The 14,494-nt window shown below is 66.9% G+C and carries 15 protein-coding genes and 2 pseudogenes; 13 read left to right on the top strand and 4 right to left on the bottom strand.

The genetic code is table 11. The features are described 5' to 3' along the window. Positions 1-5: 5 nt before the first annotated feature. Together xseA and gcrA are read right to left on the bottom strand one after the other, a co-directional pair. Positions 6-1,529: an exodeoxyribonuclease VII large subunit gene (xseA, locus tag ACT53N_RS17525; protein ID WP_476065075.1), complete on the bottom strand. Its 1,524-nt coding sequence runs from the start codon at positions 1,527-1,529 to the stop codon at positions 6-8. Between the two features lie 92 nt (positions 1,530-1,621). After that, positions 1,622-2,143, bottom strand: a complete 522-nt coding sequence (gene gcrA / locus ACT53N_RS17520; RefSeq protein WP_062095482.1) for a cell cycle sigma 70 cofactor GcrA — start codon at positions 2,141-2,143, stop codon at positions 1,622-1,624. A gap of 238 nt (positions 2,144-2,381) precedes the next feature. On the opposite strand from gcrA, the gene ACT53N_RS17515 reads away from it, so the two are divergent. From ACT53N_RS17515 to ACT53N_RS17500, 4 genes are all read left to right on the top strand, one after another. Continuing rightward, positions 2,382-3,203, top strand: coding sequence for an ABC transporter permease (locus ACT53N_RS17515; RefSeq protein ID WP_476065074.1), 822 nt, complete (start codon positions 2,382-2,384; stop codon positions 3,201-3,203). Between the two features lie 154 nt (positions 3,204-3,357). Further along, positions 3,358-4,575, top strand: a complete 1,218-nt coding sequence (locus ACT53N_RS17510; RefSeq protein WP_476065073.1) for an acetylornithine transaminase — start codon at positions 3,358-3,360, stop codon at positions 4,573-4,575. Between the two features lie 116 nt (positions 4,576-4,691). Beyond that, positions 4,692-5,627, top strand: a complete 936-nt coding sequence (argF, locus tag ACT53N_RS17505; RefSeq protein ID WP_476065072.1) for an ornithine carbamoyltransferase — start codon at positions 4,692-4,694, stop codon at positions 5,625-5,627. Positions 5,628-5,837: 210 nt separating this feature from the next. Next, positions 5,838-6,749, top strand: coding sequence for an Hsp33 family molecular chaperone (locus ACT53N_RS17500; RefSeq protein ID WP_476065071.1), 912 nt, complete (start codon positions 5,838-5,840; stop codon positions 6,747-6,749). A gap of 48 nt (positions 6,750-6,797) precedes the next feature. On the opposite strand, the gene apaG is transcribed toward ACT53N_RS17500, so the two are convergent. Both apaG and metZ read right to left on the bottom strand, forming a co-directional pair. Next, entirely contained in the window at positions 6,798-7,262 is a 465-nt protein-coding gene (gene apaG, locus ACT53N_RS17495) for a Co2+/Mg2+ efflux protein ApaG (RefSeq protein WP_476065070.1), read from the bottom strand. Further along, positions 7,243-8,427: an O-succinylhomoserine sulfhydrylase gene (gene metZ / locus ACT53N_RS17490; protein ID WP_476065069.1), complete on the bottom strand. Its 1,185-nt coding sequence runs from the start codon at positions 8,425-8,427 to the stop codon at positions 7,243-7,245. The genes apaG and metZ overlap by 20 nt, the downstream gene beginning before the upstream one ends. 175 nt (positions 8,428-8,602) lie before the next feature. Between metZ and ACT53N_RS17485 the strand changes: the two genes are divergently transcribed. From ACT53N_RS17485 to ACT53N_RS17445, 9 genes and pseudogenes are all read left to right on the top strand, one after another. After that, on the top strand, positions 8,603-9,628 hold the full coding sequence (locus ACT53N_RS17485) for a 2'-deoxycytidine 5'-triphosphate deaminase (protein ID WP_476065068.1): 1,026 nt from the start codon (positions 8,603-8,605) through the stop codon (positions 9,626-9,628). A gap of 161 nt (positions 9,629-9,789) precedes the next feature. Further along, positions 9,790-10,266 (top strand): annotated as a pseudogene (locus ACT53N_RS17480) (hypothetical protein); the annotation flags it as partial. A gap of 116 nt (positions 10,267-10,382) precedes the next feature. Then, positions 10,383-10,646, top strand: coding sequence for a hypothetical protein (locus tag ACT53N_RS17475; RefSeq protein ID WP_476065067.1), 264 nt, complete (start codon positions 10,383-10,385; stop codon positions 10,644-10,646). Between the two features lie 28 nt (positions 10,647-10,674). Continuing rightward, a complete protein-coding gene (locus tag ACT53N_RS17470; RefSeq protein WP_476065066.1) occupies positions 10,675-11,112 on the top strand; it encodes a hypothetical protein in 438 nt (145 codons plus the stop codon). Then, positions 11,022-11,538: pseudogene (locus ACT53N_RS17465) on the top strand (hypothetical protein). The gene ACT53N_RS17470 and the pseudogene ACT53N_RS17465 overlap by 91 nt, the downstream one beginning before the upstream one ends. Beyond that, entirely contained in the window at positions 11,535-11,729 is a 195-nt protein-coding gene (locus ACT53N_RS17460; RefSeq protein WP_476065065.1) for a helix-turn-helix transcriptional regulator, read from the top strand. Before ACT53N_RS17465 ends, ACT53N_RS17460 begins: the two are co-directional and overlap by 4 nt. A gap of 27 nt (positions 11,730-11,756) precedes the next feature. Further along, complete coding sequence (locus ACT53N_RS17455; RefSeq protein WP_476065064.1) at positions 11,757-12,431, top strand: hypothetical protein; 675 nt, start codon at positions 11,757-11,759, stop codon at positions 12,429-12,431. A 119-nt stretch (positions 12,432-12,550) separates the two neighbouring features. Continuing rightward, entirely contained in the window at positions 12,551-13,501 is a 951-nt protein-coding gene (locus ACT53N_RS17450) for an alpha/beta fold hydrolase (RefSeq protein ID WP_476065063.1), read from the top strand. A 91-nt stretch (positions 13,502-13,592) separates the two neighbouring features. Then, positions 13,593-14,483, top strand: a complete 891-nt coding sequence (locus ACT53N_RS17445; protein WP_476065062.1) for a TraB/GumN family protein — start codon at positions 13,593-13,595, stop codon at positions 14,481-14,483. Positions 14,484-14,494: the final 11 nt, after the last annotated feature.

Raw genomic sequence — 14,494 nt, 5'->3', positions numbered from 1 at the left:
CCGTTTCAGAATAGGTCGCCTTGACCGGCAGGCGGTGCGGCGGGTTTGGGGCGTGGCTTGGGCGATGCCGGCGACGAGGCGGGCGTCGGGACAAGGCCGCCTTCGCCATCGATGACCGCGTCACGCTCGCCGCTCTTGAATTTCAGGCTCACGCGCTCGCCGGACACGAGGTCGGCCGCCGAACGGGCGATGGTTTGATCCGCCTTTCGCACCAGGGCGAAGCCCAGTTCGAGGGGACGCTCCGGGTTCAAGGATTGGCGGAGCTTTTCAAGATTGGCCAGACGATCGGCGTCCTGCTGCAGGCGGCGGCGCCCGGCGGCGTTCAGACGGTCCCAGAGCGCGGGCAGTCGGGCGTGCTGGGCGACGCGATCAGGGACGCGCCGCGCGGCGAGGTCCAGGCGGCGGGAGAGATCGGTCAAGCGCTCAGCCTTGACCGCCCGCTGTCGGCCCAAGGCCTCGGGGGTCAGGCGAGCCGTGACCTTCAAGAGGTCCTGCGAATGGACGGCAGTATTGCGCTGCAAGGCGGCATCCAAGCGGCCCGAGGCGATGTCGAACCGCTGCTGGGCCAACGCCAGCAGATCGTTTGGACGCGGCAGGCCGCGCGCGGCGCTGACCAGGCGGGTGCGTCGCTCCTCGATCGTGCGCGACCCGCAGCGGTTCAGGCGGCGATCGAAATCGGAGATCAGCGCGCGCAGTTCGGCCAGCACCGGCGTCGCCATCTCGGCGGCCGCCGTCGGGGTGGGCGCGCGGCGGTCCGAGACGAAGTCGATCAGGGTGGTGTCGGTCTCGTGACCGACGGCCGAGATCAGCGGGATGGTGCCCTCGGCGACGGTGCGGGCCAGGCCTTCATCGTTGAAGGCCCACAGGTCTTCCACCGAGCCGCCGCCCCGCGCGACGATCAGGATGTCGGGACGCGGCACCGGGCCGCCCGGCTGGATCGCGTTGAAGCCCCTGATCGCGGCGCTGACCTGGCCGGCGGCGGCGTCGCCTTGCACAACACAGGGCCAGACCAGCACCTGGCACGGCCAGCGGTCGCGGATGCGATGGAGAATGTCACGGATCACCGCGCCCGTCGGGCTGGTGATCACTCCAACCACGGCGGGCATCGAGGGCAGGGGACGCTTGCGCTCGGGCGCGAACAGGCCCTCGGCCGCCAGTTTGGCCTTCAGGCGCTCCAGCTGGGCGAGCAGGGCGCCGACGCCGGCGGCCTCCATGCTGTCGATGACGATCTGGTAGCGCGAGCCGGCCGGATAGGTGGTGATCTTGCCGGTGACAATGACCTCAAGGCCATGCTCGGGCCGCACGCCGAGGCCCCGGACATTGCCCTTCCACACCACGCCGTCGATCGCGGACTTGTCGTCCTTGAGGGTCAGATAGACGTGGCCGTTGGAATGGTGCGTGACCTTGGAAAGCTCCCCGCGCAGCCGCACGAAGCCGTAGCGGTCCTCCAGCGTGCGCTTCAGGGCGAAGGCCAGCTCGGAAACCGAATAGGGCGGCGCGTTGGAATCGGAGGGCGGCAGGTCGCTCATGGTCTCTATCTAGGCCGACCTCCAGAAATGAGAAATCCCGGACGGCCTTTTGGCCATCCGGGATCCGCCGCTCTGAGAGACTATTGTTCTTCTTAGATGTAGCGGCGAAGCGAGCGGGCCAGTTCGGCGCCGCCGCTCTTCTTCTTGGTCTGCTGCGGCTGGTAGGCCACCCGCGCGTGCTCGACGCAGTAGGGGCCTTCCGAAGAGCGACGACCGCAGAAGGTGAAGCCTTCCGACGACGGATCGCCGATCGGCCACTTGCACATGTGCGCGCCCAGGGTCAGCACCGTGGCTGAGCCCGGCTCTTCGTGACGGAAGGCCGGCAGGGGCGCCGGGGCCGCGGCGACCGGAACCGCCGAAGGGGCCTCGACCGGCGTCACGCGACGCGGGGCCGACGGCATGGCCTGCGCGGCTGGACGCGCGGGGCGCGGCGCCTTGAAGGCCGGACGCGCCGGCTGCGAGGGGGCCGCGCGGCCCGAAAGGCCCAGGCGGTGCACCTTGCCGATCACGGCGTTGCGCGTCACGCCGCCCAGCTGCTTGGCGATCTGGCTGGCCGAAAGGCCGTCCAACCAGAGCTTCTTCAGGGTGGAAACCCGTTCGTCGGTCCAGCTCATTACCCGTCTCCGCCATTCGAGAGAGGGTGGGGGCGTCCCCACGCCCGTCACCCTATATATGGTGATCAAACCGCCCCGCCGGCGGTTGTCCTACAACATATCGTAAAGAATGCGTTAAAACGCACAATGGGCGCCATCGACTCTGTCCACAGAAACAAGATGTTGATTCCGGCAAGCCCACGCTTGCGAAAAGGGTCCTCAAGGCGCACATGGCCAAGCAGAACAAGGGTTTGAGCCGATGAGAGACATGGCCGAGAGCGTCATTCCGCCGCAGCCTCGCGACTATCGCGGCTGGAACTGGTCCGGCTTCGTCACCCTTTACCAGCGGGAAATCCGCCGGTTCTGGAAGGTCGGCACCCAGACGGTCGCCGCGCCGGTGGTCACGACGCTGCTCTACATGCTGGTCTTCGTGGTCGCCGTCGGCGCCAGCCGGCCGGCGGTGGGGGGCGTGACCTTCGGCCATTTCGTGGCCCCGGGCCTGATCATGATGGCGATCCTCAACAACGCCTTCGCAAACTCCTCGTCCTCGCTCATCCAAGCCAAGATGATGGGCCTGACGCCAGACTTCCTGACTCCGCCGCTGTCGGCGCTGGAGCAGGTCTCGGCGTTCACGCTGGGCGCCGCCACGCGTGGCGTCGTCGTGGGCGCGGTCACGGCGGTCGTCATCGGCGTCCTGCCCGGCGCGGGCCTATCGGTCGCGCACCTCTGGGCGGTGCTCTATTTTGGCCTGACGGCCTCGCTCATCCTGGGTCTGGCGGGCGTTCTGGCGGGGCTCTGGGCTGAGAAGTTCGACCAGCTGGCGGCGGTGACCAACTTCCTGATCATGCCGATGACCTTCCTGTCGGGCACCTTCTACCTGGTCGACAAGCTGCCCGAGCCCTTCCGCTCGGCCAGCCATTTCAACCCGTTCTTCTATCTGATCGATGGCTTCCGCTACGGCTTCATCGGCCATGCCGACGGCTCGATCGCGATCGGCGTCGTGACCACCGGTCTGCTCACCGTGGCCTTGTTCCTGTGGTGCTGGAGGCTCTTCGTCACCGGTTACCGTCTCAAGAGCTGAGGCGCCGGCGCAATAACCCGGAAATTCGCTGGCGTTTCAGGGCCTTTTTGACGGGGCTTTCATTGACACGACGGTGTTCCACGGCGACAACCTGCGGCCTTCCAGTCCCCGCGCGACCAGCGCGGGGGCTTGTTTCCTTTTAGGGAGGCCGGTCTTGAGCACCGCGACGTCGTCCACCACCTCGCAACAACACATCATGGGCGTGTATAATCGCGCTCCGCTGGCGTTCGAGCGAGGCCGAGGCGCGCGCCTGATCTCGACCGAAGGAGAGGAGTACCTGGATTGCGTGGCGGGCATCGCCACCAACGGTCTGGGTCATGCCCATCCGGCCCTGGTCGAGGTCCTGAAGGCCCAGGCCGAAAAGCTCTGGCACGTCTCCAACATCTATCGGATCCCCGAGCAGGAAGTCCTCGCTGACGCCCTGTGCGCCAACTCGTTCGCCGACGTGGTGTTCTTCACCAACTCGGGCACGGAAGCGGTGGAATGCGCGCTGAAGACGGCGCGCAAGTACCACTCAGCCAACGGCCAGCCCGAGCGGATCGACATCTACGGCTTCGACGGCTCGTTCCACGGCCGCACCTACGCGGCGGTCAATGCGTCGGGTAACCCGAGCTATGTCGACGGCTTTGGTCCGCGTCTGCCGGGCTACAGCCAGCTGACCTTCGGCGATCACGACGCCATCAAGGCCGCGATCGCCAGCCCGACTACGGCGGCGATCATCGTCGAGCCGGTGCAGGGCGAGGGCGGCGCGCGCTCGATCCCGACCCAGTGCCTCGTGGGCCTTCGTCAGATGTGCGACGAGCACGGCGTGCTGCTGATCTATGACGAAGTCCAGTGCGGCATGGGCCGGACCGGCAAGCTCTTCGCCTACGAGTGGGCGGAAGGCGGCGAGCCGCACATCATGGCGGTGGCCAAGGCCCTGGGCGGCGGTTTCCCGATCGGCGCGTGCCTGGCCACCACCGAGGCGGCCAAGGGCATGACGGTCGCGGCGCACGGCTCGACCTTCGGCGGCAACCCGCTGGCCATGGCCGTCGGCAAGGCGGCGCTGGACATCATCAAGTCGCCTGAAACGCTGGACAATGTGAAGACCGTCTCGGGCTTCTTCACCCAGCAGTTGAACGGCCTGAAGGACCGCTTCCCCGACATCATCGTCGACGTGCGTGGCAAGGGCATGCTGATCGGGATCAAGCTGATCCCCAACAATCGCGAGTTCATGGTCCTGGCGCGTGATCAGAAGCTGCTGATCGCCGGCGGCGGGGACAACTGCGTACGCCTGCTGCCGCCGCTGAACCTGACCATCGAGGAAGCCAGCGAAGCGATCGCCAAGCTTGAGAAAGCTTGCGAGGCTGCTCGCGCCAAGGCCGCCGCGTAAGAACCCAACTTTTCCGACCTTCCCGGCGAAGGTCGGGACCCAGATCAAGCCCGCTTTTTCCCAGGATAGATCTGGGCCCCGGCCTTCGCCGGGGAGGCGGGACTAGGGATAGTCCGATGACTCAACCCCGCCACTTCATCGACCTGTGGAAGCTGGACGGCGCCACGCTGCGACTGCTGCTGGACGACGCCCACGCTCGTAAGGCGGCCCGCAAGGGCTGGCCCCAGGGCAAGGTCGACGCCGACGCGCCGGCCAAGGATCGCGTCCTGTCGATGATCTTCCAGAAGAACTCGACCCGCACCCGCTTCTCGTTCGACGCCGCCATGCGCCAGCTGGGCGGCAGCGCGATCATCTCGACGTCCAACGACATGCAGTTGGGCCGCGGCGAGACCATCGAGGACACCGCCAAGGTGCTCTCGCGCATGGTCGACGCGGTGATGATCCGCGCCAACAGCCACGCCGACGTCGAGCGTTTCGCCCAGGTCTCGAGCGTGCCGGTGATCAACGGCCTGACGGACAAGAGCCATCCCTGCCAGATCATGGCCGACATCCTTACCATCGAGGAGCATCGCGGCCCGATCGCCGGCAAGACGATCGCCTGGGTGGGCGACGGCAACAATGTCTGCTCCAGCTTCATCCACGCTGCGCCGCTGCTGGGCTTTGAGCTGAAGATCGCCTGCCCGGCGGTCTATCACGCCGACCTGCATGACCTGGCCCGCGCCGAGGGCCTGCAGGGTCGGGTCAGTATGACCACCGACCCCAAGGCTGCGGTCAGCGGCGCCGACGTGGTCGTGGCCGATACCTGGGTTTCGATGGGCGACACCGACCACGATGAGCGTCTGGCGGCGCTTGAGCCCTACCAGGTCGACGACAAGCTAATGGATCTGGCGGCCGACAACGGCGTCTTCCTGCACTGCCTGCCGGCGCACCGCGGCGAAGAGGTCACCGACGCCGTGCTGGACGGCCCGCGCTCGCTGGTCTGGGACGAAGCCGAAAACCGCATTCACGCCCAGAAATCCGTCTTGGCCTGGTGCTTCGGCGCGATCGGATAGGGTTACCGGCCAGCGCCGGTTGGTAAACGCTGGCCGGTGTCGCCGTCGCGTATGGGCAAAAGCGGCGGCGGACCCAGATGAGTCCGAATCCCTTATTCTCGCAACGAGGCGTTCGGTCGCATGCACCCGTTCTCGGGATAGTCGAGCTCTGAGGCGGCGAGATCGCGATCGGGCTCGCAATTTCGTCAGAACCGCCTATCTAGCCTCCCCATGACCGACATCGCTCCCGACACCGGCGTCCTCGACGACGTCGTTTCCGCGTTCCAGATCGAAAACCTCCCCGTCCGTGGCCGGGTCGTGCGCCTTGGCGCCGCGATCGACGAGGTACTGACGCGCCATGACTATCCCGAGCCGGTGGCCAACCTGCTCGGCGAGGCCTGCGCCTTGGCCGCCCTGGTCGGCTCGAGCCTGAAGTTCGAGGGACGCCTGATCGTCCAAGCCCAGGGCGACGGTCCTGTGCGCTATGTCGTGGTCGATTACGACACCAGCGGCGGCCTGCGCGGCTATTGCCGGTTCGACCCGGAGGAAGTGGCTGCGGTCTCGGAAGGTTTCTCGCGACCCGGCGCCAAGACCCTGCTGGGCGGCGGCGTGTTCATCATGACCCTGGATCAAGGGCCGGACATGGATCGCTACCAAGGCGTGACGCCGATCGAGGGCGAGACCCTGGCCCTTTGCGCTGAGCAGTACTTCGCCCAGTCGGAGCAGACGCCGACCCGTGTCCGCTTGGCGGTCGCTCAGGTTGACACCGGCGAGGGGCCTAGCTGGCGCGCTGGCGGCATGCTGATCCAGGTCATCGCCGGCGATCAGACGCGGGGCGAAACTCAGGACGCATGGACGCACGTGCAGGCGTTCTTCGAGACGATCGGTGAAGACGAGCTGGTCGATCCCACCGTTTCGACCCCGACGCTGCTGTGGCGTCTGTTCAACGAAGACGGCGTGCGCTTGCTGGACGAAAAGCCGCTGAGGGCCTTCTGCCGTTGTTCGGAAGACCGTATCGGCGTGGTGATGGACTCGTTCTCGGCGGAGGAAGTCGCCGAGATGATCGAGCCCGACGGCAAGGTCCACGTGACCTGCGAGTACTGCTCGCGGACTTACAAGCTGGAGCCCCCGGCCGCGGCCTGACGACACGTCCGACCTATGAGAAAGCCGGCGCCATCAGCGCCGGCTTTTTTAATTCAGCTTCATCGCCGCGCCCGGCAGGTGGAGCGAGAATTCAGGGATCTCGACATCGAAGAGGTCACCCTGGTCGGTGACCATCTGGTAGCTGCCCCGCATCGCGCCCGACGGTGTGGGCAGGGGGCAATTGGAGATGTAGCGGAACGCTTCGCGCGGCTTCAGTTCGGGCTGCTCGCCGACCACGCCGCTGCCCTCGACCTCGTTGACGCGATTGAAGGCGTCGGTGATCGTCCAGCGCCGGGCGATCAGTGTCACGGTCTCCTGCCCGTGGTTTTCGATCTCCACGGTATAGGACCACAGATACAGGCCCTGTTCCGGCGAAGACTCTTCCGCCGCATAGGCGGGAAACACCCGCACGACGATGTCGCGGGTGTGGGCCTCGTAGGCGGCGCTATCGCCGTTGCGGCGGCGTCTCATGCGTTGCATGGGCGGGGACGTCTCACGCCTGATCGAGCGCACGGATCACATCCCTCTTGAGGTCCTCGACGCTTTCCAAGCCCACCGACAAGCGCACGCCGCCTTCGGTGACGCCCAGCGACGGGCGTTCGGCCTCGGGCACCGAGCGGTGCGTGGTGGTCGGCGGGTGGGTCGCCATCGACTTGGCGTCGCCGAGGTTGTTGGAAATGTCGACGATCTCCAGCGCGTTCAGGAACTTGAAGGCGGCTTCGCGACTGCCGAGGTTCAGGGCGATCACGGTGCCGCCGCCGGTCATCTGAGCCTTGGCGACGTTGTGGCCGGGGTGATCGGGGCGGAACGGATAGAGGACCGTCTGCACCTTCTTGTGCTCGGCGATCACGTTGGCCAGGGCCAACGCGCTGTCGGCTTGGCGGCGCACGCGCAGGTCCAGCGTCTCGAGACCCTTGAGCATCACCCAGGCGTTGAACGGCGACAGCGACGGGCCGGTGTGGCGCAGGCTGTCGCGATAGAACTCCTCGTTGATCGCCTCGCTGGTCAGGATCGCCCCGCCCAGCACCCGGCCCTGGCCGTCGATGTGCTTGGTGGCCGAATAGACGACGACGTCGGCGCCCAGCTCCAGCGGCTTCTGGAAGATCGGGGTGGCGAAGACGTTGTCGACAATCACCTTGGCGCCGACCGCGTGGGCCAGTTCCGAGACGGCGCGGATGTCGGTGATCTCGAGCACCGGGTTGGACGGCGTTTCGACCAGCACCGCCTTGGTGTTGGGTCGCATCGCCGCTTCCCAGGCCTTGGGGTCGGTTGCGTCGACGAAGGTGGTCTCGACACCAAAGCGCGGCAGCCACTCGCTGACGATCCAGCGGCAGGAGCCAAACAGGGCGCGGCCGGCCACCACGTGGTCGCCCGCGCGAACCAGGCCCATCAGGGCTGCGTGGATCGAGGCCATGCCTGTGGCCTGAGCGCGGCAGACCTCAGCGCCTTCCAGCAGCGCCAGGCGGTCCTCGAACATCTTCACGGTAGGATTGTTGAACCGCGAATAGACAAAGCCCGGATCCTCGCCGGCGAAGCGGCGGTCAGCGCCCTCGGCGCTGTCGTAGGTGAAGCCCTGGGTCAGGTAGAGCGCCTCGGCGGTCTCCATGAACTGCGAGCGCGCGATCCCTCCCCGGATCAATTTCGTCGCGACGTCCCAGTCCTTCGGGTTCTCGGCCACGGCCCCGCCTCCTACGCAAAAACGCGCGCATAAGGAGCGGGGGAGGGGGCGGGGTCAAGCCAGAACGCCTGCCAGCGCGTCAGAGAATTGTCATAGGGGAAAAGTGTGATGTCCCAGGCGAGCGCCATTCGCTCGCGCCTTGCGTTTGCGGCTGGGTTTGGCGAGTGTCGCGCCGATGACCGACGCCCACGCCGCAGGGATTCTGCCCTGCCAGACCATCGAAGAGCTGATCGCCCAGGAGGCTATCACCTCCGCCACGCCGTTTGACGTCGATCAGGTGCAGCCCGCCAGCCTCGATCTGCGCCTGGGCGCGCGCGCCTGGCGGATCCGCGCCTCGTTCCTGCCGGGCTTGCACCGCAAGGTGCCAGAGCGACTGAAAGACGTCGCGATGCACGAGCTGGACCTGACCAAGGGCGCGGTGTTGGAGAAGGGCTGCGTGTATATCGCCGAGATCCAGGAGCGTCTGGCCCTGCCGATGACCGTGTCAGCGCGGGGCAATCCCAAGAGTTCGACCGGGCGGGTGGATGTCTTCGTGCGCCTGCTCACCGACCATAGCCGCGCCTTCGATGACGTGGACGCGGGCTATACGGGGCCGCTCTATATCGAGATCGCGCCACAGACCTTCTCGGTGCTGGTCCGGGCTGGCACGCGCCTGAACCAGCTGCGCCTGAAGCGCGGCGAGCCCGCCAAGCTGGCCACTCGCAGCGTGGGCGTGGACCTGCTGTCCGACACCGGGGTCGTCGGCTTCCGCGGCCGCCGCCACGCCGGGGTGGTCGATCTGGACCACGAGGACGGCCACGATCCGCGCGACTACTGGGAGCCGCTGGAGGCGCGCCACGGCGAACTGCTGCTGGATCCTGGCGAGTTCTACATCCTGGCCAGCAAGGATGACATCGAGATCCCGGTCATGGAGGCGGCCGAGATGACCCCGATCGATCCGTCGGTCGGCGAGTTCCGGGTCCACTACGCCGGCTTCTTTGATCCGGGCTTTGGCACCGAGGAGGCGGCGGCCGTCGGCTCCAAGGGCGTGCTGGAGGTGCGCAGCCACGAAACGCCGTTCCTGCTGGAGGACGGCCAGACCGTCGCGCGTCTTGTCTACGAGCCGCTGACCGCCCGTCCCGCGCGGCTGTATGGCGAAGGCGGGTCGCACTACCAGCGGCAAGGGCTAAAATTGTCCAAGCACTTCAAGGCTTGGCGCTGAAGTCCTCTGACTTGGGGCGATAGGTCGCGGCCCGGGTTACGGGCCGGGTAACCGAGATGCGGTTTGCTGGGCGCGTGCTTTTACACGGGCCTAGCCGCGATGTTTCGTGATGTTCCGAACCGATTGGCCGTCGTAGCCCAGGGGCCTAGTCCACGGGCGCGCGAGCGCGCGCTGTCCTCGCCGACCTGTCGCAGGGGGTGTCGCGCGGCAACGCGCCGCAACCGCATCTAGTGGACAGTCTGTGCGGTTACACAAAATCTAGTCGTCGTTCTCCTGGGGCGCGACTCAGTCCTGTTCCAAGCGGAGGATGGCGCAGGTTGCTACGGAGGCCCTTCTTGGCCCGCATCGCTCATGATCCGTTTCTGATCCTTCAAGGTCGCGTCGAGGCCTGGGAGCGGTGCGCGCGGATTCCTGGCTGCGACAAGTCCGTCTGGCGGCAGGACGCCGAGGGGCGGGTGATCCGCTGGTCTGATTTCGGCGATCGCTTCTCGCGCTACGGCTGGGAGGTGATGGCCCTCCCGCCCACCGGCGTCCTGGGGCGCGCCTTGGCGCGGCGACGACTCGTTGCGATCCACTGGCGCGGTTTGCTGGGCGACACCCTGCGGGAAGATCCCTTCCTGGGGCGCCGCGCCGCCTAAAACATCAAGCAGATCCGTCATTTAGTCTTGCTTGCACGACAAAATGACAACCACGCTTGACATGTCTGCGAGAATGCATGACAAACATCCTTGTCATTTCGACGAGGAGGCTTGTCATGAAGAAGATCGCTCAACGCACCCCCGCCACCCGCGCCCAGAAGCTGGCGATCGGCATGGCCGCCAGCTCGGGTTCGCTCGTGGTGGCGACCAGCGCCGCGCACCAGCTGGGCGGTCCGCTCTTGGTGGTCGGTCTGGCTCTAGGCTTGGCGACGTTCTGGGCGATCCTGTTCCTGGCTCTTCGTGAGCGCCCTTCCAAGAACACCAAGACGCCCGCAGCGACCGAGCAGGACGGCGCCGTCGAAGCGCTGGCCGCCCTCTAGTCGCCCCATCCAGAGCAAGGCTTTCACAATGAGCGAACGCACCGGAAACCAGGCTCGCCGTCAGGCGATCGCCCTGCGCCTCCTTGTCGCCAGCGCCCTTCTGGGCGCAGTCGGTGGGGCGGGGCTCACGCTCCTGAAGGAGATCGGGATCACCCCGCCCTCCGGCTTCCTGGGCTACGCCCTGCTGGCGCTGGCCCCGCTGATGATCGTGGCGTCCGTCATCTACTGGCGCAATATCGACGAGGCGGCGCGCGAAGCCCACAAGTTCGCCTGGTTCTGGGGCGGCTCGGGATCGGTCCTGCTCGCCGCGCCGCTGGCCATGCTGATCGGCGACGAACGCCTGACGGCGATGGCCGGCCAGCATTCGCCCTCGGAGTGGTTCGCGATCGGCGTGTTCAGCCTGCTGGTTTTCCAACTCACCGCCTACGTCCTGGTCTGGGCGGTGTGGTGGTGGCGTCAGCGCTAGTCCCGGGGCGAAGAGGAGAAGATCATGGCTCAGAAAATGTCCCCCGCCATGCGCCGCTACATGCGCCGCTTCATCCCTGCGATGCTGGCCTATGTGGTGGTTCTGACCGGCTCGATCCTGACCTTCGAGCATCTGCGACCGACCGGCCCTTTGCTGTGGGCCATAGCCGTGGCGCCCGCGCTGCCGATCGTCGCGGTGATCGCCATCATGGGTCTCTACCTCTTGGAGGAGACCGACGAGTTCCAGCGCGGCATGTCCGCTCAGGCCCTGCTGTGGGGCATGGGGATCACGCTGGCCGCGGCGACGGTCTGGGGCTTTCTCGAGAACTTCGGCCTGGTCGCCCACATGCCGACCTATCTGGCCTTCCCGGTGTTCTGCGGCGCGTTCGGCCTGGCGCAACCTCTGGTCCGCTGGAGGTACAAGTGAAGAACCGCCTCAAGGTGCTGCGCGCCGAGCGCGACTGGAGCCAGGCGGATCTGGCCGATCGGCTGGAGGTCTCCCGCCAGACCATCAACGCGCTGGAGACCGGCAAATACGATCCCAGCTTGCCGCTGGCCTTCAAGATCGCCCGCCTGTTCGGGCAGCCCATCGAAACCATCTTCCAGGACGAGGCCTGAGCGGCCGTCCCGATTGAGGAAATCGTCATGAACCTCGTTGCGAAGTCTCCCAAGCCCCGTCGCCATCGCGCGCTGCAGGCGCTGGTCGGCGCTGTGATCGCCGCGCCCCTGGGCTACCTGTTCGGCGGATATCTGGTCTCGCTGGAAAAGGCCGGCCTCGCCACCGGCGTGGACCTGACATGGTCCGACGTCCTGGCCCTGCTGTCGGCTGCCATGATGGCGACGACCGGTCTGATCACCCTGGCCATGAGTCTCAGCCGCCGCGCTTTGGGGCGGCAGATCAATCCGGAAGAGGTGCGACCGGCGACGCCCGCCCAAGCGGTCTTCTACGCCCAGAACGGCCTCGTCCTGCTGCTCGCCGGCGTGATGATGGCGATCCCGGTCCTGGCGCCGCTTCTCTTCGCGCCGATCTCGCCGATGGTCGCCTCGTCGGCGATGGCGGGCCTGATCGCGCTGTTCCTGGTCCAGACGGCGGGCAACATCGCCATCTGGATGCGCAGCGACGAGCTGATGCGCCGGGCCATGGCCGAGATCGCAGCCGTCAGCTTCGCGATCCTCCAGGGGCTGCTCTTCCTCTGGGCCGCCGGCGAGAAGCTGGGGCTGCTGCCAGCCCTCACACTGTGGGACGCTACCAGCGTCATGATGGCCGCCTACCTGGTGATCGGGATGGCCATCACCTGGCGCCGGGGCCTCGCCAGCTAGGCGCCTAACCGCCTTCGACCACAACGGCGCGCCGCAAGGCCCGCCAGGTCCCAACCCTTCACTTTCGCCGGCGCGCGACGCCGAACCCTTTCGCGCGCCTCCGTCTCAGGACTTGCACCATGATCTCGAAATCACCTTGCCCCCGCTGCGTCTCGCTCGGCGCGCCGGCCATCCTGCTGGCCATCCTTGCGGCCACTGGCGTTTTCGGCGGAGAGCACGCCCATTCCGCGCCTTTGGCGTCTGCGGCGGCCAGCCCCGCCGCCAGCCCCGCCACTGACCGTATCACCGTGTCGGTCACTGGCCAGGGAGCGGACGTGATCCTGATCCCGGGTCTCGCTTCCTCGGGCGCCGTCTGGGACGCCACGGTCAAGCAACTGTCGGCCACGCATCGCGTCCATGTCGTCCAGGTGGCGGGCTTCGCCGGCGCGCCGGTCGCTGGCAACGCCGACGGCGCGGTGGTGGACCCGCTGGTCGAGGCGGTCGACGCCTACATCAAGGCCAAGGGCCTAAAGTCGCCCGCCGTCATCGGCCACTCGCTCGGCGGGTTCACGGGGCTCTTGCTGGCCCAGCGCCATCCGGAGTCGATCGGACGCTTGATGATCGTCGACAGCCTGCCGTTCTTCTCGCTGCTGTTCTCCCCGGCGGCGACGCCGGAGATGGTGCGTCCGCAGGCCGTACAGATGCGCGACGCCACGGTCGCGATGAGCGCCGAAGCCTTCGCCGGCCAGCAGGCCATGGGCGCGCCGCGCTTCGTGAAGTCCGCCGAGGGGCAGAAGCAGGTCATCGCCTGGGGCGGCGCCTCGTCGCCCTCGGTGGTCGGGCGGGCCATGTACGACCTCTTGGTCACCGACGCGCGCGGCGACCTGGCCAAGGTCAAGGCGCCGACCACGCTGCTCTACGCCTATGACGCCGCCATGGGCACGCCGCCGGCCGCCGCCGACAAGCTCTTCGTCGACGCCTACGCCGGTCTGTCGGGCCTGACGGCCCGTCGGGTCGACGACGCCCGCCACTTCATCATGCTCGACCAGCCGCAGACCTTCGCCCAGGCGGTCGCTGACTTCCTCAAGTAGCGTTCCTTAAAAATCAACCGTGGGTCGCTTCGAGCCTTGCGCTGGCGCTTGACCCTCTCCACGTCTTTCACACCAACCATTGGGGTTTCTCATGTTCAACACCTTCAATCGCTCGGCCCGTCGCCTGCTGGCCGGCATGGTCTCCGTCGTCGCGCTCGGCTTCGCCGGGACCGCCCTGGCCGAACCGGCCCTCTGGGCGATCAAGGACAAGGACTCGACTATCTATCTGTTCGGCACCGTCCACGTGCTGAAGCCCGACACCCAGTGGCGCTCGGCCAAGATCGACAAGGCGCTGGCCGACAGCGGCGACCTGACCCTGGAGCTGGTCGGCGCCGACGATCCGGCGGTCATGCAGCCGCTCGTGATGCGCTATGGCCTAGACCAGGCCAACAAGCTGTCGGCCAAGATCGGCGCCGAGGACTTCAAGCGCGCCAGCGACATCGGCCAGTCGGCCGGCATGCCGCCTCAGGCCCTGGAGATGATGCGTCCGTGGCTGGCCGCGGTGTCGCTGGCGATGGCTCCGATGGTCAAGGCTGGCTACGATCCCAAGAGCGGCGTCGAAGGCGTTCTGACCCGCGAGGTCAAGGCCGCCAACAAGCCGATCGCCGGCCTGGAGACCCCCGAGCAGCAGATCCGCTTCTTCGCGGACCTGCCCTCGGCCACCGAGATCGCGTTCCTCAAGTCGAGCCTGAAGGACGCCGAGGGCGGCGCCGAGAAGCTCGACAAGATGGTCGCGGCCTGGGCCTCGGGCGACGTCGCGGCCCTGGAAGCGCAGTTCATCACCGAGATGAAGACCCAGTATCCGGATCTCTATGAGCTGCTGCTGGTCAAGCGCAACGTCGACTGGGCCAACCAGCTGAAGACCAAGCTCGACGGTTCGGGCGTCAGTTTCGTCGCGGTCGGCTCGGGCCACCTGGTGGGCGGCGAAAGCGTCCAGGCCCAACTGGCCAAGCTCGGGATCAAGGCCGAGCGCGTGAAGTAGATCTGGGCTGA

The sequence above is a fragment of the Caulobacter sp. DMC95 genome (genome assembly GCF_056313785.1).
This window is presented reverse-complemented; position numbering and strand designations above follow the sequence as displayed.